The organism is Kribbella sp. DT2, from assembly GCF_049844575.1.
In the GTDB taxonomy this organism is placed as follows: Bacteria; Actinomycetota; Actinomycetes; order Propionibacteriales; family Kribbellaceae; genus Kribbella.
Genome location: NZ_JBNCLH010000010.1, coordinates 102905 through 122234, shown reverse-complemented (window position 1 = coordinate 122234; position 19330 = coordinate 102905). Strand labels below are relative to the sequence as shown.

Below are 19330 nucleotides of genomic sequence, written 5' to 3'. Positions count from 1 at the left end.
CGGTCACCGGTTAAGATCGTGCCTGCGCCCGGAGCACGGGCGTACTGCGGAATACGTCGAGGAGACGGGTTCGGATGAGGCGGCAGTTCAAGGATCTCGACACGTGGCGGGGCAAGTTGACCGCGACGTTGATCTGCCTTGCCCCACCGACCGCGCTGGTCGCCGTGTTCGTCGTCGGCGGCATCCCGTCGAACACGTTCGTGGTCGACGCGCACGCGCTCAGCCAGCCGCGGCAGGACTCGGTGTTCGACGACCTGCTCGACGACGTCCCGACCCAGCCCGGCGCGGACGGCAGCATCCCGTCGGAGAAGAAGTCGACGATCGAGGTCCCGGTGACCGGGGCCACCGACAGCAAGCAGCAGACGGTGATCGGGCCGAGCGGCGCGGTCTCGGGCATCCCGGGGACCGTGCTGGCGGCGTACCAGAAGGCCGCGAACGATCTCGCCGCCGCCAAGCCGGGCTGTCACATCACGTGGCCGCTGCTGGCGGGTATCGGGAAGGTCGAGTCCGCGCACGCGAGCGGTGGCCGGGTCGACGCGACCGGGAACACCCGCGGGCAGATCCTCGGGCCGGTGCTCGACGGTGGTCCGGGGATGGCGGCGATCGCGGACACCGACGGCGGCCAGTACGACGGGAACGCGCAGTGGGACCGGGCCGTCGGCCCGATGCAGTTCATCCCGGGCACCTGGAAGGGCTTCGGCGCCGACGGCAACAACGACGGCGTGAAGAACCCGCACAACGTGTTCGACGCCTCGCGCGCCGCGGCTGACTACCTGTGCTCGGCGAACGCCGACCTGAGCACCCCGCAGGGTCTGGTCGAGGCCGTCCTGCGGTACAACCACTCGATGGACTACGTGTCCACGGTGCTGCGCTGGATGAAGTCGTACAGCAACTCGACCATCACCACCCCGAACGACGACGGCGTGATCGACCCGCCGGGCGACGACGGCAACGTGCGCAAGGACGACACCCCGACCGACATCCCGGGCGACGACGACACCACGCCGAAGCCGACGGCCACCGCCAGTACGACGCAGGCGACGACCCAGCCGACGCAGTCCACGCGGCCGACGCAGCCCATCCGGTCGACGCCGACGCCGACCAAGCCCCCGTCGTCGCTGCCGACCCCGCCGCCGAGCTCGCTGCCGCCGTGGACGAACACGCCGAAGCCGCCGACGAAGCCCACGCCGCCGACGCTGACGCCGCCTCCCTCGACCCCTCCGACGACGAGCCCGACGAACACCGAGGACACGCCGTCGACCACGCCGAGCGAGAGCCCGACGGTCACGCCGACCGAGTCGCCGTCGACGACGCCGACCGGTGAGCCGACGACCTGCGCGCCGGGTGAGACGCCAACTCCCACCGCGACGCCGACGAGCACACCGACCGGTGAGCCGACCTGCACGACACCGGATGGCTCGGCCAACAACTCCACCTCTGACGACGCCCCGAAGCCGGGCAACTGATCCGATCGGGGCCGCAGGCCCAATAGATCAGGGCCCGAGGCCCTGAACGGCGCGGCGGGGGAGCGGGCGATCAAGCCGGAAGCCTGGGCCGTGGGCAACCGGTGGACCCCGGGAGTCCGCCCAGTGGACCGCCGAGCGGGGCCCCGGGCAACCGGCTACCGTACGCGGGGCAACGATCGACGCCACCCGTCCGCGCAGCGATACACCGTACGCCGAGCGAGCTCCCGCGCGACGGGCCACCGGCTACGTTAACTTTCCGTCAGATCTCGATAACTTTCTGGCGCATCGATCGTTGAGGGGTCTATGCGCCTAACCCGTAGTGGAAACCGTCGGGTCAAAATAATCATCGCTTCACTGTGCACGGCCCCCCTCCTGGTGGGGGCCATCGTGACAGTCGCCTCGGGCGGAGCCGGTGCCTCCGGCCAGCTCGCGGCGGACAGCCCGGTCGCCCCATCGCCTGGAGCCGGACTGAACAGCGGTGAATTCGACGAACTGACGATGATCGTTCCGCAGCGTCCCGGAGTGGACGGCCGGATCGGATCGGACAAGCCCGCCCGTGCCGACGTCCCCGTGCAAGGGGCCACCGACGGCCGCTCGGTCGTCCGTCCCGGCCGGCCGAACGCCGTGAACGGCATCCCCCGCGGGGTCTTCCCCGCCTATCGCCGCGCCACCGCGAATCTCGCCGTGGTCCGGCCGAACTGCGGTCTCACCTGGCCGCTGCTGGCCGGGATCGGCAAGGTCGAGTCCAACCACGCCAGCGGGGGCCGGGTCGACGTGGCCGGCACCACCCGCGGCAAGCTGCTCGGCCCGGTGCTCAACGGCAAGTCCGGCCTGGGCAAGATCGCCGACACCGACCGCGGCCGGTACGACGGCGACCGGGTCTGGGACCGCGCGGTCGGCCCGATGCAGATCGTTCCGGGCGTCTGGAGCGAGTTCGGCGCCGACGGCAACGGCGACAGCTTCCGCAACCCGAACAACGTGTACGACGCGGTCACCACGGTCGCGGTCTACCTGTGCTCCGAGGGCGACGACCTGAAGCGCCCGCGCGACCTCGTCGCCGCCCTGCTGCGGTACCAGCACTCCAAGGACTTCGTCGCCACCGTGCTGCGCTGGATGCGCGTCTACAGCAAGAGCGCCGTACTGATCCCGAACGCGAAGGGCAACCTGTCGGCCGCGAAGCCGCTGGGCAACGCCGAGCGCAAGGTCGACCCGCGCGACGTACCGGACGTGCCGGACGACACCAAGACCACGCCGACGCCGACGCCGACCTCGAAGCCGACGACGCCGATCCAGACGACGCCGCCGCCGCAGATCGACCCGACGCCGCCGCCGACGGACAGGCCGACGACCCGTCCGACCAAGCCGCCGACGGACAAGCCGACGCCGACGCCGACCGAGGACACCCCGACGCCGACGCCGACCCCCACGCCGACGCCGACCCCGACTCCGACGCCCACCCCGACCCCGACGGACAGCCCGACCGGTTCGCCGTGCGCGACCGAGGGCAACCCCACCCCCTGCACCCAGGGCAGTGGGTCCCACGGGTAACCACTCCTGCTGCAGCACAGGTCCAGGTCCGCGCGACTCTTCGGAGTCGCGCGGACCTGCTGGTTTTCCAGGGGTGAGTCGGTCGAGTGCGGCCCAACAACAGGCCGGCGCCCGTGCGGCCGACGACGCCGTCGATGGCTGGTGCCGCGCCGGCCGGGAGCAAGCTAGAGGGTGATGCCGTGCCGGCCGGGAACAGGCCGGTGGCCCGTGCGGCCGACGATGGTCGATGCCGGGCTGGCCGGGAACGAGGTGGTGGCTGGTGCCGTGCCGGCCGGGAACAGGTGGAGGGTCGCCTGGGGTGCAGACGTGGTGCATCGCATGAGCCGATCTCCGAGCGGGTCGCGGAACGTTCCAGCCGTGGGCGCGGCGGGCGCAGCTCGGCGGGGAGGTGGGGGCGGGGGTGTGGATGCAACGTGACGCTGGCCCCGTTACGGTCGGCGGTATGACGACGATTGGACCTGGGACACTCAGACTCGTCGGCACGGTGCTGCCGGCCGGTGAGCGGCAGGAGCTCCATCTCAGCGGTGGGCTGGTTGTCGACCGGCCTGCGACCGGCGAGGTCAGCACGCTGAGCACCGACGGCTGGATCGTCCCGGGGCTGGTCGACGCGCACTGCCACATCGGTCTCGACCAGCGCGGTGCGGTCGACGAGGAGACCCAGCTCGAGCAGGCGATCGCCGACCGGGACGCCGGTGCGCTGCTCGTCCGCGACGCGGGCTCGGCCGCGGACACTCGCTGGATCGACGACCGCGAGGACCTGCCGAAGATCATCCGGGCCGGTCGGCACATTGCCCGCTCGAAGCGCTACATCCGCAACTACGGCTGGGAGATCGAGCCGTCCGAGCTGGTCGCGTACGTCGAGCAGGAGGCGCGCCGCGGCGACGGCTGGGTCAAGCTGGTCGGCGACTGGATCGACCGCGACGCGGGCGACCTGACGCCGTGCTGGCCGGCGGACGCGCTCGACGCGGCGATCGCCCGGGCGCACGAGCTCGGCGCGCGGGTCACCGCGCACGTCTTCGGTGAGCACGCGCTGCCGGATCTGCTGGCCGCAGGCATCGACTGCCTCGAGCACGCGACCGGGCTGCGGCCGGAGCTGCTCGACGACATGGCCGCGCGCGGCGTCGCCGTCGTACCGACGATCATCCAGCTGGAGAACTTCCCCGAGTACGCCGATCAGGCCGAGGCGAAGTTCCCGCAGTACGCCGCCCACATGCGTGACCTCTACGCCCGCCGCCACGAGACCCTGCGGAACGCGGTCGAGGCCGGCGTCCCGGTGTACGCCGGCACCGACGCGGGTGGCGTGCTTGGGCACGGGCTGGTCGCCGACGAGATCCGGGCGCTGACCGAGATCGGGATGAGCGGGGAGCAGGCGCTCGCGGCCGGTTCGTGGGCGGCGCGCGAGTGGCTCGGCGTACCGGGGGAGCTGGCGCCGGGAGCGCCGGCCGACCTGGTCGTGTACGACGCTGACCCGCGGCTGGATCCGCGCGTGCTCGACGCGCCGAAGCTGATCGTGTTGCGAGGCAAAGTCGTCAAGGGCTGAACTATTCTGCGAGTGACGAGACCAATTCACCGGGTGACGGGAAAAAGTTCACTCAACTACTGGTCTGGCCGGAAGTTTTTGCCCTACCGTGAGGGAAACCTCCGCCGCCCCTCGGAAGGATTCCCGCCCATGAGTCACACCGTTCGCAGACTGACCGCCGTGCTCGCCACGGCCGCCGCCGGAGCGCTCGCGCTCAGCGCACTGCCCAGCAACGCCGCCACCCCGGTCGAGACCGGCACCACCTCGACCCTGGCCGAAGCCTTCAAGACCGCCGCCACCCAGTACGACGTACCGCGTGAGCTCCTGGTCGGCATCGGCTACGCCGAGTCGCACCTCGACGGCCACGACGGTCAGCCCAGCCAGGCCAACGGGTACGGCGTGATGCACCTGGCCGGCAACCCGACGAACCCGACGATGTCCGAGGCCGCGAAGCTCACCGGGCTCCCGGTCGAGAAGCTGGCCAAGGACCAGGACGCGAACGTCAGAGGCGCCGCTGCGGTCCTCGACGCGTACGCCGACAAGGCCGGCCTGCAAGGGCAAACGCGTCAGGACATCGGCAAGTGGTACGAGGTCGTCGCGCAGTACTCGCACTCCGCCGACGGCCCGACCGCCCGCCTCTACACCGACGAGGTCTACCGGATCATCGGCCTCGGCGTCGGCGCCGAGGGCGTCTCCACCCAGCCGGTCAAGGTGACCCCGGACCGCGGCAAGTACGCGAACGTGGCCCCGCTCGGCACCCGGACGCCGGCCTCGATCCAGGCCGCCGACTACCCGGGTGCGATCTGGAACGCGGCGAACAGCGCCAACTACCGGGTCGGCCGGACCGCCGCGATCAGCACGATCGTGATCCACGTGGCGCAGGGCTCGTACGCCGGCACGATCAGCTGGTTCAAGAACGCCTCGTCGCAGGTCAGCTCGCACTACGTGGTCCGCTCCAGCGACGGGCAGGTCACCCAGATGGTGGCCGAGAAAGACACCGCTTACCACGCCCGCAACACCAACCCGTACACGGTCGGCATCGAGCACGAGGGCTACGTCGCCCAGCCGTCGTGGTTCACCGACGCGATGTACCGGGCCTCGGCGGCGCTGACCAAGAACATCGCCGAGCGTCGCGGCATCCCGAAGACCCGGACGTACATCAAGGGCCACAACGAGATGCCCGGCAACGACCACACCGACCCGGGTCCGAACTGGAACTGGACCTACTACATGCAGCTGGTGAACGGCGGCGACCCGAACCCGCCGACGTACAACTTCACCACGTACGGCGCCGGGGTCCGGGTCCGCTCGGACGCGAAGCTGACCGCCTCGATCATCATGGAGCTGCCCGGCCCGACGCAGGTCTTCGTCTCCTGCCAGAAGCAGGGCGACACGGTCAACGCCGAGGGCACCAGCAACAACTGGTGGGCCAAGCTGCGTGACCAGGGCGGGTACATGTCCAACATCTACATCGACAGCCCGTCCGCCAAACTCCCGGGTGTCGCGGTCTGCTGACGCCTGATCCGGACCCGGCGGCGTCAGATCCGCCGGGTCCGGACCAGCCAGACCACGAACAGCCCCATCACGATCCACCCCGGCCAGGCCTGCAGCCCGATCGACATCGGATCCATCTCCACGTCGGAGTCGCTCAGCAGCCAGGCGGTGCGGACCGTCGCACTGCTCACCACGGTGTGCGCCAGTACGGCGGGCAGGACGGAGTTCGACCGCAGGCGCAGCCAGCTGAAGATCGGGACGACCAGCAGGCAGGACACGACCAGCGCGCCGACCGAGGCGAGCAGCGAGTAGCCGGGGTACTGGCCGCCCATGATCAGGGTCGGCAGGTGCCACAGAGCGAAGACCAGGGCCGTACCGGCGTAGCCGATCAGCCGGCCGTAGGGCATCAGGCGGGGGAGCAGATAGCCCTGCCAGCCCAGCTCCTCGCCGTAGAAGAACGGTAGCGAGACGAGCATCTGCAGGATCAGTACGACGGCCCAGCCGGCCACCGTGGACCACGGGATCCCGTTGCCTCCGGCATCTGGTGCGAACTCGGCGCGGAACCCGGACAGGTCCCGCAGATCGAAGGCGTAGACCCCGAACGCCGCTCCCACGCAGAGCGCGGCCACGGTCAGCGCCAGCGGCACGAACAGCGCCAGCAAGCAGTCGGCCAGCCCCTTGCGCCACGGCCTGGGCAGGACCAGGCCCAGCGCGGCGCGCAGGTCCGGCACCCGGGCGACGTACCGGAGCACGAACAGGGCAGCCAGGGCGGGGCTGGTCATGGCGGCGTACACGCAGATCTGTTGCAGTGCGCCCATGCCGGGCTCGTTGCTGTCGCGGTGGTAGCCGGTGATCAGCAGGGGCAGCATGGCCAGCCACATGCCGCTGAAGGCGATCAGGAGGTATGCCGGGAGGTCGGCGCGTCGTCGGACGGTAGTCGTCATGGCGATCGACGCTAGAAGCGTCGGGCGCTCGGTACGATCCAGTCAGTACCCGGGTGAAGAGTAGAGCCTGCTGTACCGACGCGGGGTCCGTCGGTGGCGGAGGATCGGTGCTGACGACGATGGAGGCACGACGATGCTCACGAAGATCATCACCCGCGGCTGGCGGGCCAGCAGCTACCTGCTCATCCGGTTCGTGTACGGCACCGCGACGATCGTGGCGGCGCCGTTCGCGCTGCTGCTGGGGTGGGCGATCCCGGGGGTCACCGTGGGACTGGTCAGGTTCGCGAACGCCGAGCACACCGCCGCCAACCGGTACCTGGAGCTTGCGGAGCAGCCGCAGTTGCCGGCGGCAGCCCAGCGCAAGGCGTTCGACGTGAGCGCGCTGGCGAGGGATCCGTCGTTCCGGCGCAGTCTGTGGCTGCTGCCGCTGTCGCTGCTGACCTTCATCGGTCTGTTCGTGGCGGTCTTCTCCCTGCTGGCCGTGCCCAGCGCTCTGCTCGGCATGGTGCTCTGGAAGCTCGACCCGGGGCAGTTCACGCTGGCCGGTCTCGCGGTCCACACCTGGGGCGACGCGTTCACGCTGGGCCCGCTGCAGATGCTCACCGGCGTGGCCTTCCTGACGTGGATTGCGCCGGCAGCGGCGACTGCCTACGCCAGTGCGATCAAGAAGGCTCTCGCGCCGAGCCCGGCCGAGCTGGAGACGGCCCAGCTGGCCCAGCGGGTCGAGGAGCTCACCAGGAGCCGCGCTGGAGCGGTCGACTCGCACGGTGCCGAGCTGCGCCGGATCGAGCGCGACCTGCACGACGGCACGCAGGCCCAGCTGGTCTCACTGGCCATGCGGATCGGTGTGGCCAAGCAGCTGATGGCTGACAACCCGGAGAAAGCTGCTGAGCTGCTGGACGACGCCAGGGACGGCGCCGAGCAGGCGATGACCGAGCTGCGCGGCGTACTGCGGACCATGTACCCGCCGATCCTGCAGGACCGGGGCCTGTCCGGAGCGGTCTCCGCCCTGTCCGCCCGCAGCCCGATCCCGGTCGACCTGCGGGTCGGTGAGCTCGGCAACGTCCCGGCGGCAGTCGAGGCAGCGGCGTACTTCGTGGTCGCGGAGTCGCTGACCAACGTCTCCAAGCACTCGGCCGCCGGACACGTCGACCTGCTGCTCGAACGGCGCGGCCCGGAGCTCTACCTGGCGATCAGCGACAACGGGATCGGCGGCGCCCGGATCGGCGACCAGCCGGACCTGCTCGGCCGGGGCAGCGGGCTGCGCGGCATGATGCACCGGGTGGAAGCGATCGACGGACACCTGGAACTGACCAGCCCGATCGGCGGGCCGACGACGGTCGAGGTGATCCTGCCGTGCGGGTCGTGATCCTCGAGGACAACCCGATCCTCGCCGAGGGCCTCGGCCTGCTGCTCGGCAACTCCGGCTTCGAGGTGATCGGGGTCGCGGCCGACGTGGCCGAGTTCGAAGCCCTGATCGACAAGAGCCCGCCGGAGATCGCGGTCGTCGACGTCCGGCTCCCACCGACCTTCACCGACGAGGGCCTGCGCGCCGCGATCGAGGCGCGCCGCGTCCGGCCGGGGCTGCCCGTGCTCGTCTTCTCCCAGTACGTCGAGGAGGTGTACGCCGCCGAGTTGCTCGCCTCCGGCAGCGAGGGCATCGGCTACCTGCTCAAGGACCGGGTCTCCCGCGTCGACGAGTTCCTCGAGGCCGTACGACGGGTCGCCGCCGGCGGGACCGTGCTCGACCCCGAGGTCGTCAGCCAGTTGATGGTCAAGCGCAACGACCCGCTCGACCGGCTCACGCCGCGCGAGCGCGAGGTGCTCGCGCTGATGGCCGAAGGGCTCGGCAACACCGCGATCGCCCAGAAGCTGGTGATCAGCGAAGGGGCCGTGCACAAGCATGTCGGCAACGTGTTCCTCAAGCTCGACCTGCCGCCGACCGACTCCGGTCACCGCCGCGTGCTCGCCGTACTGGCTCATCTCGGGCTGTAAGCGTTTGCCCTGACAACGAACTCTTGACGGTTCGTGCGCGATCCAGCACGCTGTGTCGCGAGAGCGCTCTCACCGCACCCCAACCGCCCCGAGGTGAGGAGAGTCCCAACCATGAAGATCTTCGTGACCACAGCCCTGGTCGCCACAGTGCTGGCCGTGCCGACGCAAGCCGTGGCAACACAGCAGCCGCTGGCCGTGCCGGGACAGACGGCTGCGATGCAGAAGGACTTCGGCCTGACCGAGCAGCAGGTCCGTGAACGCCTGCAGGCCGAGTCCGTCGCCGCCAAGCTCGTCCCTGCCGCGCAGAAGGCAGCCGGTGCTGCGTTCGGCGGCGTCTGGTACGACGCGGCGAGCGAGAAGCTCGTCGTCGGCGTGACGACGCCGGCCGCCGCGGACGCTGTCAGGCGCACCGGCGCCGAGGCCGAACAAGTCAAGGTGCCGGCCGCCGTACTCGATCAGCGGAAGGCTGCCGTCGACAAGCTCGCCGGCAAGAACGTCCCGGCCGCAGTGAGCGGCTGGTCGACCGACCCCAGGTCCGGCACGATCGTCGTCAACGTCCAAGCAGGCAAGCGATCCGCGGCGACCGATGCCTTCGTCAACAAGCTCGCCACGACCGGCGCCATCACGGTCAAGGAGGTCGCGGCCCAGGCCCCGCGGACCTTCGCGGCCGGAACGGTCGGGGGAGACCCGTACTACACCGGCAACGTCCGCTGCTCGATCGGCTTCTCCGTGCACGGCGGCTTCGTCACCGCCGGCCACTGCTCGGGCGCCGGTGCCAGGACCAGCGGCTGGGACGGCTCGGCCCAAGGCGTGTTCCGCGGATCCTCGTTCCCCGGCAACGACTACGCGTGGGTCCAGGTCGACAGCGGCTGGTGGACCGTACCGGTCGTGCTCGGCTGGGGTCAGGTCAGCGACCAGCTGGTCCGTGGCTCCTGGGAAGCACCGGTCGGTACGTCGGTCTGCCGCAGCGGGTCGACCACCCACTGGCACTGCGGCACGATCCTGGCCAAGAACGAGACCGTGAACTACGGCAACGGCGCGCTCTTCTACGGCGCGACCAAGACCAACGTCTGCGCGGAGGGCGGTGACTCCGGCGGCTCGTTCATCACCGGAGACCAGGCCCAGGGCGTGACGTCCGGTGGCTGGGGCAACTGCTCCAGCGGCGGCGAGACCTGGTTCCAGCCGGTCAACGAGATCCTCGGCGCGTACGGCCTGACGCTGCACACCGCCTGACAGAAATCCCGGATCCGCCTTGCAGGCAAGGCGGATCCGGGACCAGGTTCAGCAGTTCGGTACGCCGGGCAGCTGCGCCGCCGGATGGTTGATGTAGATGTTGGTGATGAAGCCGTTCTGGTCGCGCAGCTTGGACCACCAGTTGTTGGTGTAGCCCTCGGCCGTCACCGTGTCGCCCTGCTTCTGGCAGAGTACGAACACCTGTGTCGGGCCGGCCAGCGTTCCGACCACCGGAGCGGCCAGCCGGGCGTCGGAGCGGATCCGGATGCCGGAGCCCCAGGTCGTGAACGGCGTCCCGCCGCCGCCTCCGCAGCCGTTGTCGCTGGTCAGGAAGTTCTGGTTGTACGAGCCCGGGTACGGCAGGCCCTGGCCGTTGATGACGATGTTCTGGCCGACGCCGTTGAGCAGTTGCTCGTAGTGGATGTGGGGACCGGAGGAGTTGCCGGTGCTTCCGGTGACCCCGATCTGCTGGCCTTGGGCGACGGTAGCGCCACTGGGCACGGAGTACGCCGACAGGTGGAAGTAGTAGGTCTTCCAGCCGGCGCCGTGGTCGATCGCGATGTAGTTGCCGGCCCCGGAGGGTTGGGAGTAGCGGGTCGCGACACCGCCCGCCGAGGCGAGCACGGGCGTGCCGTTCGTCGTACCGCCGTCCGCGCGGACGAAGTCGAGAGCGCGGCGGACCTCGGCCGAGTGGTGGCTGAAGGTCCAGCGCTGACCACAGGGGAAGGGGGCCTTGAAGTTGGGCGCTGCCTGCGCCTGCGTCGGTACCGCCACCAGGGTGGCGGCACCGACCAGGAGTGAGGCGAGCACAGCGAGAGTTCGTCTGAGCACGATGATCAGTCCCTCAAGCGACCGGTCACGGGCGGTGATGTCCGTGACGCCTGGAGTGATGACCAACAAGCTAGCGCAGACGTCGTCAGGTAGGAACGGATACAGCTCAGGTGCAGTTACTGATTAACCTACGGTCGAAAGGTCAGTCCTTGACCGGTTCCAGCGGCGTCGCCGGCTCGGCCGGCTTGGTGCTCAGCGAGTCGATCAGCTGCTTGGCCAGCGCGAAGCCGGAACCACCCATCGTGATCGTCTTGACCAGGGTGTCCTCGATGCCCTGGGCACCGTTCAGCACGACCATGTTGCCGACCTTCTCGAACGAGCTCGCCGCCGCGCGGACGATCTCCGGGTAGGCCTCGGCCAGCTGCTGGGCGACGACGGCGTCGGTGTTCGTGGCCAGCGCCTCGGCGCGCGCCTTGATACCGGCGGCCTCGGCCATCGCCTTGGCCTGGACGGCGAGCGCCTCGGCCGTACCGTTCAGCTCGGTCGCCTTGGCCTGCGCCTCACCGCGCAGCGTGACCTCGCGGGCGTTCGCCTCGGCGGAGGCGATCTGCGCGTCCCGGGACGCGTTGGCCAGCGTGCGCTGCTTGTACGCCTCGGCGTCGGCGGGCTTCAGGACGCTCGACTCCAGCTGCTTCTCGGCCAGCGAAGCGTTCAGCTTCGCGGTCTCGGTCTCGGCGACCACGACCTGCTGGCGGGCCAGCGCCTCGGCCAGCGGCCCGGACTGCGAGGCCTTCGAGTTCGCCTGGTCGACCTCGGCCTGGTACCCGGCCTGCGCGATCGAGCTCTGCCGTACGGCGGCCGCCTTGGCCGCGGCGGCGACCTGCTCGCGCTCGGTCGCCTCGCGGTCCCGCTCGGCCTGCGCGATCCGGGCCGCGGCCTCGACCGCGGCGGCCTGCGGGCGGCCGAGGTTCTTGATGTAGCCGGACTCGTCGTCGATCTCCTGGATCTGCAGCGAGTCGACCACCAGGCCGAGCTTCTCCATGTCGCCGGCCAGCGAGCCGCGGATGTTCGTGGTCAGCGTCTCCCGGTCGTGCAGCATCTCCTCGACCGTGGTCGAACCGACGATCGCCCGCAGGTGACCCGCGAACAGCTCGTGGATGGTGCCCATCACCTGCTCGTCGCTCTGCTCCAGGAACCGCCGGGCCGCGTTCGCGATCGAGCCGTAGTCGTCACCGACCTTGTACGCCGTGACGCCCTTGATGTGCAGCGGGATGCCCTGGCTGGACACGCAGGTGACGGTCAGCGGCGTCGCGCGGATGTCGAGCGGCAGCCGCCGGACAGTCTGAAAACCGGGCAGCACGGCGGTACCGCGGCCGACGACGATCTTGAAGCCGAGCGTCTCGTTGACCTGCTCGACGCTGGAGTGCGCGCCGAGACCGGAGATGATCAGCGCCTCGTTCGGCTCCGCCACCCGCCAGACCATCCGGAACAGGAGCAGCAGCACGACCAGGGCAACCGCGCCACCGATCAGGTAAGTCCAGAACATTTCCCCTCCAGGGAACGTAAACAATCAGAAGGCGCGAGCGACGTACACCGAGCGGGGCGGGTCGAACTCCACCACCACCACCGGCGTACCGACCTCGATGACCTCGTCGGTCGCGGGGTAAGCGTAGAAGGCTTCGGTGGCACCGCGGACCGGCAGCATCACCTCGCCGACGATTCCCGGACCCACCCGCCCGATCACGCGTCCCCGCTTCCCCACCATGACGCACCTTCCGACGCACTCCGGCCTGCTCCAGTTCCGCGCAGCCTAGCGGTCCCTTGCTACGGTCGTTCCGTGGTGCGGGCGATAAACAGGTGGGTCCAACTGACCGAAGCAGGAGTACAGGTGGTACTGGCGTGAAACTCACCATTCTCGGCGGCGGCGGCTTCCGCGTCCCCCTCGTCCACCAGGCGTTGCTCGGCGACCAGGGCGAGGGCCGCATCACGGCGGTCACCCTGTACGACACCGACCAGAACCGCCTGAACGCGATCACCGCGGTACTGAAGCAGCAAGCACTTTCTTTTTCCGATGCTCCAGTGGTGAGTCCAACTACTGATCTCGACGAAGCAATTCGTGGTGCCGACTTCGTCTTCTCCGCCATTCGCGTGGGCGGCCTCGAAGGGCGCACCATCGACGAGCGGGTCGCCCTCGATCTCGGCGTACTGGGCCAGGAGACCGTCGGCGCCGGCGGGATCGCCTACGGGCTGCGAACGTTGCCGGTGGCAACTGCCATCGCGCGGCGGATCGCCGTACTGGCTCCGGACGCGTGGGTCATCAACTTCACCAACCCGGCCGGCATGGTCACCGAGTCGATGCTGCCGTACCTCGGCGACCGCGTGATCGGCATCTGCGACTCACCCTCCGGCCTCGGCCGTCGCGCCGCGCTGGCGCTCGGGCTGGACGCCTCGCAGGCCTTCTACGACTACGCCGGCCTGAACCACCTCGGTTGGCTCCGCGGCCTCCAGTACGACGGGGTCGACCGCCTGCCGGAGCTGCTCGCCGATTCGCAGGCCCTCGGCGCCTTCGAGGAGGGCCGCCTGTTCAGCGTCGAGTGGCTGCGCTCGCTCGGCTCGATCCCGAACGAGTACCTGCACTATTACTACTTCGCCCGCGAGACCCTCGCCGCGGTGCAGTCGGTGGAGAAGACCCGCGGCAAGTTCCTGCTCGAGCAGCAGTCCGACTTCTACGCCGAGACCGCCCGCCACCCCGGCGACGCGCTCGAGCTGTGGCAGAAGACCCGCGCCGAGCGCGAGTCGACGTACATGGTGGAGAGCCGCGAGGTCGCCGACGCCGGCGAACGCGACGAGCGCGACATGTCGGCCGGCGGCTACGAGCAGGTCGCGCTGTCGCTGATGCGCGCGATCGCCCACAACGAGCGCGCCTCGCTGATCCTCAACGTCCGCAACCGCGGCACGCTCGAGCACCTCGACCACGACGCGGTGGTCGAGATCCCGTGCACGGTCGACGCGAACGGCGCTCGCCCGCTGACGGTCTCCCAGCTCACCGACCACCAGGCCGGCCTGGTCAGCTCGGTCAAGGCCGTCGAGCGGTCGACGATCGAGGCCGCGGCGTCGGGCTCGCGCGCGACCGCGCTGCGCGCCTTCGCCTGGCACCCGCTGATCGACTCGGTCAACACCGCCGGGAAGCTGCTCGACGGGTACGTCGACCACCTGCCGGACCTGGCCGCGTTCCGCGCCTGACGGCGGCGCTCGTACGCCGTACTGGTGCGGATTGGGTTGCGAGCCCCCGATCTGGCAGAATGTCAGGCTGAGTCCGTCCGGATGTTGTGCAGCCCTCTAACTCCACGCCCCGGCCGGCCCATTCGAGTGGTCATCCGTTGTCCCCACGACGGCGTGCAGCTCACCCACCTGTATTTCCCGAGGGAGACCACACAAACGTGGCAGTCAAGATCCGTTTGAAGCGCATCGGCAAGAAGCGTGCGCCGCACTACCGCATCGTCGTGATGGACGCCCGCGCCAAGCGTGACGGCCGCGCCATCGAGGAGATCGGCAAGTACAACCCGAAGGCCGAGCCGTCCTTCATCCACGTCGAGTCGGACCGGGCGCAGTACTGGATGAGCGTCGGCGCGCAGCCGACCGAGGCCGTCCAGGCGATCTTCCGGGCCAGCGGTGACTGGCAGAAGTTCAAGGGTCTCGAGGCCCCGGCGCCGCTGCGCGTCAAGGAGCCCAAGCGCGACAAGCTGGAGATCTTCAACGAGGCGCTGGCCGAGGCCCACGGCACGCTGAAGACCGAGGCCGTCACCAAGAAGGCCGCGGCGAAGAAGGCCGACAAGAAGGACGACGCCGTCAAGGACGAGGCGAAGACCGAGGCGAAGACCGAGGCCAAGGCTGAGGCCAAGACCGAGGAGCCGAAGGCCGCCGAGCCCGAGGCCCCGGCCGCCGAGGCCGCGCCGGCCGACGACGCCAAGGCCTGATCGTCATGGAGACCGAGGCGCTGGAGCACCTGGTCCGTGGCATCGTCGACAACCCTGACGACGTCAGCGTCCGGTCGCGCAACCTGCGCCGCGGCCGCACGCTCGAGGTGCACGTGCACCCCGACGACATCGGCAAGGTGATCGGCCGCAACGGCCGCACGGCGACCGCGATCCGCACGGTGGTCGGGGCGCTCAGCTCCGAGCAGTCGGTCCGGATCGACTTCGTCGACGAGCAGAACCGGCGTCCGCGCCGCTGACTCGGCAGCAGTCTCTGTGGAGGGCCGTACCCCCTGGGTGCGGCCCTTCGCTTGATTTTTCGGCAGTACGCCGGTCCGCCTGGGCCGGTGGGAGCAGAGAGGGACACACGGGTGTTGGTGACCGTCGGCCGGATCGGCCGGGCACACGGGATCAAGGGTGAGGTCGGGATGATCGTCCGGACCGACGAGCCGGACCTCCGGTTCGCCGACGGCGCCGTCCTGATGACGGAGAACCAGCCGGCCCGGGCCCTGACCGTCGAGTCCAGCCGCTGGCACTCCGGCCGCCTGCTGGTGAAGTTCGTCGAGGCTCCCGACCGGACCGCCGCCGAGAACCTGCGCAACCTCGCCCTGCAGGCCGAGATCGGCGAGGACGAGCGCCCGGAGGACCCCGAGGAGTACTACGACCGCGAGCTGATCGGCCTGGCCGTCCGCACCACCGACGGCGAGCAGGCCGGTGAGGTGATCGACGTGGTCCACCTGCCGTCGCAGGACCTGCTGGAGATCCGCCGTCCGGGCGGCAACGCCGTACTGGTTCCGCTGGTCGAGGAGCTGGTCCCGAAGATCGACCTGGGTGCGGGCTTCGTGCTGGTGGCCGACCGGCCCGGCCTGCTCGACCCGGAGGGCGCTGAGGTCGTCCCGACCGATCCGGACGCCGGCTGATGAGGCTGGACGTCTTCTCGATCTTCCCGGAGTACCTGGCCGCCCTGGACCTCAGTCTGGTCGGCAAGGCGGCGAAGAGCGGTCTGCTGGACGTCCGGGTGCACGACCTGCGCGACTGGACCCACGACCGCCACCGCACGGTCGACGACACCCCGTCCGGCGGCGGTGCGGGCATGGTGATGAAGCCGGAGCCGTGGGGCGAGGCGCTGGACGCTGTGGCTCCTCTTGATGGCCCGGCACAGCCTCGCCTGATCGTGCCGACGCCTGCTGGTCGGCCGTTCAGCCAGGAGCTTGCGTACGAGCTGGCCGCCGAGCCCTGGCTGGCCTTCGCCTGCGGCCGGTACGAGGGGATCGACGCGCGCGTCGCGGCGTACGCGGGGGAGCGGATGCGCGTCGACGAGGTCTCGATCGGCGACTACGTGCTGAACGGCGGTGAGGTCGCCGTACTGGTCATGGTCGAGGCGGTGGCCCGGCTGCTGCCCGGCGTGATCGGCAACCCGGAGTCCCTGGCCGAGGAGTCCCACTCGGGCGACGGCCTGCTGGAGTACCCGGTGTACACCAAGCCGACCTCCTGGCGTGGCCACGACGTCCCGGACGTCCTCCTGTCCGGGAACCACGCCCTGATCGCCCAGTGGCGCCACGACCAGGCTGTACGGCGCACCGCCGAGCGCCGCCCCGACCTGCTGGCCGCCTGGGGAGGCGTTGTCGCAGGCAAGGACGACGCGGCCGGGCTGATCGACGTACTGCCGGCTGTCGAGAGCGACGCGGGGGAGCTGCTCACGCTGCAGCGGGCCGCGTACCTGTCCGAGGCGCTGGCGTACGACGACTTCACCATCCCGCCGCTGCTGGAGCCGGTGGAGGGCACTCTCGAGCGGATCCGCCAGGGCACGGTCTGGAAAGCCGTGGCGGGCACGCGGATCGTCGGGTCCGTGCACCTGGCCGTCGACGGCTCCGTGGGCCGGATCGGGCGGCTGATGGTCGTGCCGGACTGGCAGGGCAAGGGCGTCGGGAAGAGGCTGCTGAAGGTGGCCGAGCAGACCGCGCCGCCCGAGGTCACGGCGTACGAGCTGTTCACCGGTACCGAGAGTGAGCGCAACCTGGGGCTCTACCGCCAGGCCGGTTACCGAGAGGTGCGGCGGGAGCCGCACACCGCGAAGGTCGAGTTCGTGCTGCTCGCCAAGCGGCGGCGCCGACGCTGATTTCGTTGCGACCGGGCCGTGTGGCAAACTTGGTCGCTGTTGCGTGTGCGGTGCTCCTGCCACAGGGGGTGACCACCGCACGGCGACATCCTTCAGCTTCTCACCACCTATTTCGTGGGTGACCTGTGGCACGCGCGAGAAAGCGAACACCTGATGACCAACGTCCTGAACGAGCTCGACAACGCGAGCAAGCGTGACGACCTCCCCTCCTTCCGCCCCGGCGACACGGTCAACGTGCACGTCAAGGTCATCGAAGGAAGCCGCTCCCGCGTCCAGGTGTTCAAGGGCGTCGTGATCCGTCGCCAGGGTGGTGGCCTGCAGGAGACCTTCACGGTCCGCAAGGTCAGCTTCGGCGTCGGCGTCGAGCGCACCTTCCCGATGCACACCCCGATCGTCGACAAGGTCGAGGTCGTCACCCGCGGTGACGTGCGTCGCGCCAAGCTGTACTACCTGCGTGAGCTGCGCGGCAAGGCTGCGAAGATCAAGGAGAAGCGGGACGCCTGAGTCCTAGCGACGACGGTCAGGTATGGCGCCGAGCACTGCGACTCGCGCTCGCCCGGTAGCCAAGAGGGCACGTCGCAGCAAAGGACGACATCGCAGGCTCAAGCAGCGCAACCCGCTGCTGAGCCTGCTGATCGAGATGACCACGGTGACGGTGCTCGCCCTGGTCATCACGGTCGTTCTGCGGCTTTTTGTCGCCGAGGCGTTCTACGTGCCTTCGGAGTCGATGTACGACACACTCACGACGAACGACCGCATCCTGGCCGAGAAGGTCAGCTACCTGCACCGCGACGTCGACCGCGGGGACATCATCGTCTTCAAGGACCCCGCGAACTGGCTGAACGAGGAGCCGACGACCCCAGGTCCGCTGCGCCGCGTCGGCGAGTTCGTCGGGATCCTGCCGCGCAGCGGTGAGGGTCACCTGGTGAAGCGGGTGATCGGGCTGCCCGGCGACCGGGTGTTCTGCTGCGACCGGTCGGGCCGGATCCTGGTCAACAAGATCCCGCTCGACGAGCAGGAGTACCTGCTGAAGGACGCGAAGCCGTCGCTGCAGCCGTTCGACGTCGTCGTACCGCCTGGTCACCTGTGGGTGATGGGGGACAACCGCGCCGAGTCGGCCGACTCCCGCGCGCACATGGGTGGTCCCGGTGGCGGGTTCGTGCCGATCGAGAACGTGGTTGGCCGGGCCTGTTGCGTAATCTGGCCGTCTGACCGGATGACGATGCTGCGTCCTCCGGAAACCTTCAAGAAGCCGGGGCTGAAGAAGTGACCGATACATCGACCGAGGCGACGCCGGACAAACCCACCCACCGCTCGGGGCTGGCCGCCGCGGCCCGCGAGTTCGTGCTGATCGTGGTCGGAGCGCTGATCGTCTCGTCGATCCTGCGGGCGTTCGTCGGGCAGATGTTCATCATCCCGAGCGAGTCGATGCAGAACACCCTGCTGGTCGGTGACCGGGTGGTGGTCGAGAAGCTCACCGACGTCGAGCGCGGCGATGTCGTCGTCTTCGAGGACCCGGGCGGCTGGCTCGGCACCGAGGAGAGCGGCCAGAAGCGCGGCTCGATCGGCCGGTTCTTCGAGGTCGTCGGCCTGCTCCCGGACTCCAGCCACGGTCACCTGATCAAGCGCCTGATCGGCATGCCCGGCGACAAGGTCGCCTGCTGCGACGAGAAGGGCCGGCTGATGGTCAACGGCCAGCCGCTCGAGGAGTCGCAGTACCTGTACCCCGGTGACGCGCCGTCGGCGATGGAGTTCCAGGTCACCGTGCCCGCCGGCAAGGTCTTCGTGATGGGCGACCACCGCTCGGAGTCCGGCGACTCCCGCGTCCACCTCAGCGACACCGGCCCCGACGGCGGCAGCCCCGGCGACGCCGCCTTCGTCCCCCTCGACAAGGTCACCGGCCGCGCCATCCTGGTCGTCTGGCCCGCCAGCAACTTCTCCAAGCTCGGCGTCCCCGACACCTTCAAATCCATCCCGCCCGCCGCCGAACCGCCGCCGGCGAAGCCGTCGATCTCCCTGACAGCACCCCCCAAGTAAGCGGAGCCCCCGTGCCCCTCACCGCACACCCGCCCACCTCCGCACGCCGTACGAGGTCCAGCTCTTCGCTTCCTCACGTCTCCACCCGTTCGCCGGCCGGCACCCACGCGCCCGGCACCGCCGACGCCCACGCGCCCGGCACCCATGCGCCCGGCGGCGCCGGCGCCGACCCGCTCGGCACCCACGCGCCCGGCACCGCCGACGCCCACCCGCCAGCGGCCGGCTGGTTG

Annotated in this window: 19 protein-coding genes; 15 read left to right on the top strand and 4 right to left on the bottom strand. The window is 69.9% G+C overall.

Annotated elements, in window-relative coordinates; all coding sequences use genetic code 11:
• Positions 1 to 74: 74 nt before the first annotated feature.
• The 4 genes from ACLQ2O_RS34670 to ACLQ2O_RS34655 all read left to right on the top strand — a co-directional run bounded on the left by ACLQ2O_RS34670 (position 75) and on the right by ACLQ2O_RS34655 (position 6048).
• Positions 75 to 1466, top strand: coding sequence for a lytic transglycosylase domain-containing protein (locus ACLQ2O_RS34670; protein WP_425840471.1), 1392 nt, complete (start codon positions 75 to 77; stop codon positions 1464 to 1466).
• Positions 1467 to 1853: 387 nt separating this feature from the next.
• Positions 1854 to 3014 carry a lytic transglycosylase domain-containing protein gene (locus tag ACLQ2O_RS34665; protein ID WP_425840468.1) on the top strand — a complete coding sequence of 387 codons (1161 nt, stop codon included), beginning with the start codon at positions 1854 to 1856 and terminating at the stop codon, positions 3012 to 3014.
• A gap of 442 nt (positions 3015 to 3456) precedes the next feature.
• Positions 3457 to 4554 carry an amidohydrolase family protein gene (locus ACLQ2O_RS34660; protein ID WP_425840465.1) on the top strand — a complete coding sequence of 366 codons (1098 nt, stop codon included), beginning with the start codon at positions 3457 to 3459 and terminating at the stop codon, positions 4552 to 4554.
• Between the two features lie 129 nt (positions 4555 to 4683).
• Positions 4684 to 6048: an N-acetylmuramoyl-L-alanine amidase gene (locus ACLQ2O_RS34655; protein WP_425840462.1), complete on the top strand. Its 1365-nt coding sequence runs from the start codon at positions 4684 to 4686 to the stop codon at positions 6046 to 6048.
• A 23-nt stretch (positions 6049 to 6071) separates the two neighbouring features.
• Here ACLQ2O_RS34655 and ACLQ2O_RS34650 read toward each other — a convergent pair whose 3' ends face one another.
• A complete protein-coding gene (locus ACLQ2O_RS34650) occupies positions 6072 to 6971 on the bottom strand; it encodes a CPBP family intramembrane glutamic endopeptidase (RefSeq protein ID WP_425840459.1) in 900 nt (299 codons plus the stop codon).
• 133 nt (positions 6972 to 7104) lie between these two features.
• On the opposite strand from ACLQ2O_RS34650, the gene ACLQ2O_RS34645 reads away from it, so the two are divergent.
• The 3 genes from ACLQ2O_RS34645 (at position 7105) to ACLQ2O_RS34635 (ending at position 10199) form a co-directional block, all read left to right on the top strand.
• Positions 7105 to 8340 carry a sensor histidine kinase gene (locus ACLQ2O_RS34645; RefSeq protein WP_425840456.1) on the top strand — a complete coding sequence of 412 codons (1236 nt, stop codon included), beginning with the start codon at positions 7105 to 7107 and terminating at the stop codon, positions 8338 to 8340.
• A complete protein-coding gene (locus ACLQ2O_RS34640) occupies positions 8328 to 8966 on the top strand; it encodes a LuxR C-terminal-related transcriptional regulator (protein ID WP_425840453.1) in 639 nt (212 codons plus the stop codon). Before ACLQ2O_RS34645 ends, ACLQ2O_RS34640 begins: the two co-directional genes overlap by 13 nt.
• 111 nt (positions 8967 to 9077) lie before the next feature.
• The gene (locus ACLQ2O_RS34635; protein WP_425840451.1) at positions 9078 to 10199 is read left to right on the top strand and encodes a S1 family peptidase; all 1122 of its coding nucleotides are present in this window, start codon (positions 9078 to 9080) and stop codon (positions 10197 to 10199) included.
• A gap of 48 nt (positions 10200 to 10247) precedes the next feature.
• On the opposite strand, the gene ACLQ2O_RS34630 is transcribed toward ACLQ2O_RS34635, so the two are convergent.
• The 3 genes from ACLQ2O_RS34630 to ACLQ2O_RS34620 form a co-directional block, all read right to left on the bottom strand.
• The gene (locus ACLQ2O_RS34630; RefSeq protein ID WP_425840448.1) at positions 10248 to 11030 is read right to left on the bottom strand and encodes a peptidoglycan DD-metalloendopeptidase family protein; all 783 of its coding nucleotides are present in this window, start codon (positions 11028 to 11030) and stop codon (positions 10248 to 10250) included.
• 142 nt (positions 11031 to 11172) lie between these two features.
• A complete protein-coding gene (locus tag ACLQ2O_RS34625; RefSeq protein WP_425840445.1) occupies positions 11173 to 12516 on the bottom strand; it encodes a flotillin family protein in 1344 nt (447 codons plus the stop codon).
• Between the two features lie 24 nt (positions 12517 to 12540).
• Positions 12541 to 12735: a hypothetical protein gene (locus ACLQ2O_RS34620; RefSeq protein WP_425840442.1), complete on the bottom strand. Its 195-nt coding sequence runs from the start codon at positions 12733 to 12735 to the stop codon at positions 12541 to 12543.
• A gap of 134 nt (positions 12736 to 12869) precedes the next feature.
• On the opposite strand from ACLQ2O_RS34620, the gene ACLQ2O_RS34615 reads away from it, so the two are divergent.
• From ACLQ2O_RS34615 to lepB (ACLQ2O_RS34580), 8 genes are all read left to right on the top strand, one after another.
• Positions 12870 to 14213, top strand: a complete 1344-nt coding sequence (locus ACLQ2O_RS34615) for a 6-phospho-beta-glucosidase (RefSeq protein WP_425840439.1) — start codon at positions 12870 to 12872, stop codon at positions 14211 to 14213.
• Positions 14214 to 14410: 197 nt separating this feature from the next.
• Positions 14411 to 14947: a 30S ribosomal protein S16 gene (gene rpsP, locus ACLQ2O_RS34610; RefSeq protein ID WP_425840436.1), complete on the top strand. Its 537-nt coding sequence runs from the start codon at positions 14411 to 14413 to the stop codon at positions 14945 to 14947.
• Between the two features lie 5 nt (positions 14948 to 14952).
• Positions 14953 to 15204 (top strand): RNA-binding protein, encoded by a 252-nt coding sequence (locus ACLQ2O_RS34605; RefSeq protein ID WP_344183870.1) that lies wholly within the window; start codon positions 14953 to 14955, stop codon positions 15202 to 15204.
• Positions 15205 to 15315: 111 nt separating this feature from the next.
• Positions 15316 to 15864: a ribosome maturation factor RimM gene (gene rimM, locus ACLQ2O_RS34600; RefSeq protein ID WP_425840433.1), complete on the top strand. Its 549-nt coding sequence runs from the start codon at positions 15316 to 15318 to the stop codon at positions 15862 to 15864.
• A complete protein-coding gene (trmD, locus tag ACLQ2O_RS34595) occupies positions 15864 to 17063 on the top strand; it encodes a tRNA (guanosine(37)-N1)-methyltransferase TrmD (protein ID WP_425840431.1) in 1200 nt (399 codons plus the stop codon). Before rimM ends, trmD begins: the two co-directional genes overlap by 1 nt.
• 153 nt (positions 17064 to 17216) lie before the next feature.
• Complete coding sequence (gene rplS / locus ACLQ2O_RS34590) at positions 17217 to 17567, top strand: 50S ribosomal protein L19 (protein WP_425840428.1); 351 nt, start codon at positions 17217 to 17219, stop codon at positions 17565 to 17567.
• A gap of 136 nt (positions 17568 to 17703) precedes the next feature.
• Positions 17704 to 18333 carry a signal peptidase I gene (gene lepB / locus ACLQ2O_RS34585; protein WP_425840425.1) on the top strand — a complete coding sequence of 210 codons (630 nt, stop codon included), beginning with the start codon at positions 17704 to 17706 and terminating at the stop codon, positions 18331 to 18333.
• On the top strand, positions 18330 to 19100 hold the full coding sequence (lepB, locus tag ACLQ2O_RS34580) for a signal peptidase I (RefSeq protein ID WP_425840422.1): 771 nt from the start codon (positions 18330 to 18332) through the stop codon (positions 19098 to 19100). The genes lepB (ACLQ2O_RS34585) and lepB (ACLQ2O_RS34580) overlap by 4 nt, the downstream gene beginning before the upstream one ends.
• Positions 19101 to 19330: the final 230 nt, after the last annotated feature.

Excerpts from the sequence above, each read along its gene's own strand:
- ACLQ2O_RS34670 (WP_425840471.1), top strand. The coding sequence starts at position 75 with ATGAGGCGGCAGTTCAAGGATCTCGACACGTGGCGGGGCAAGTTGACC.
- ACLQ2O_RS34660 (WP_425840465.1), top strand. The coding sequence starts at position 3,457 with ATGACGACGATTGGACCTGGGACACTCAGACTCGTCGGCACGGTGCTG.
- ACLQ2O_RS34655 (WP_425840462.1), top strand. The coding sequence starts at position 4,684 with ATGAGTCACACCGTTCGCAGACTGACCGCCGTGCTCGCCACGGCCGCC.
- ACLQ2O_RS34650 (WP_425840459.1), bottom strand. The coding sequence starts at position 6,971 with ATGACGACTACCGTCCGACGACGCGCCGACCTCCCGGCATACCTCCTG.
- ACLQ2O_RS34645 (WP_425840456.1), top strand. The coding sequence starts at position 7,105 with ATGCTCACGAAGATCATCACCCGCGGCTGGCGGGCCAGCAGCTACCTG.
- ACLQ2O_RS34635 (WP_425840451.1), top strand. The coding sequence starts at position 9,078 with ATGAAGATCTTCGTGACCACAGCCCTGGTCGCCACAGTGCTGGCCGTG.
- ACLQ2O_RS34625 (WP_425840445.1), bottom strand. The coding sequence starts at position 12,516 with ATGTTCTGGACTTACCTGATCGGTGGCGCGGTTGCCCTGGTCGTGCTG.
- ACLQ2O_RS34620 (WP_425840442.1), bottom strand. The coding sequence starts at position 12,735 with ATGGTGGGGAAGCGGGGACGCGTGATCGGGCGGGTGGGTCCGGGAATC.
- ACLQ2O_RS34605 (WP_344183870.1), top strand. The coding sequence starts at position 14,953 with ATGGAGACCGAGGCGCTGGAGCACCTGGTCCGTGGCATCGTCGACAAC.
- trmD (WP_425840431.1), top strand. The coding sequence starts at position 15,864 with ATGAGGCTGGACGTCTTCTCGATCTTCCCGGAGTACCTGGCCGCCCTG.
- rplS (WP_425840428.1), top strand. The coding sequence starts at position 17,217 with ATGACCAACGTCCTGAACGAGCTCGACAACGCGAGCAAGCGTGACGAC.
- lepB (WP_425840425.1), top strand. The coding sequence starts at position 17,704 with ATGACCACGGTGACGGTGCTCGCCCTGGTCATCACGGTCGTTCTGCGG.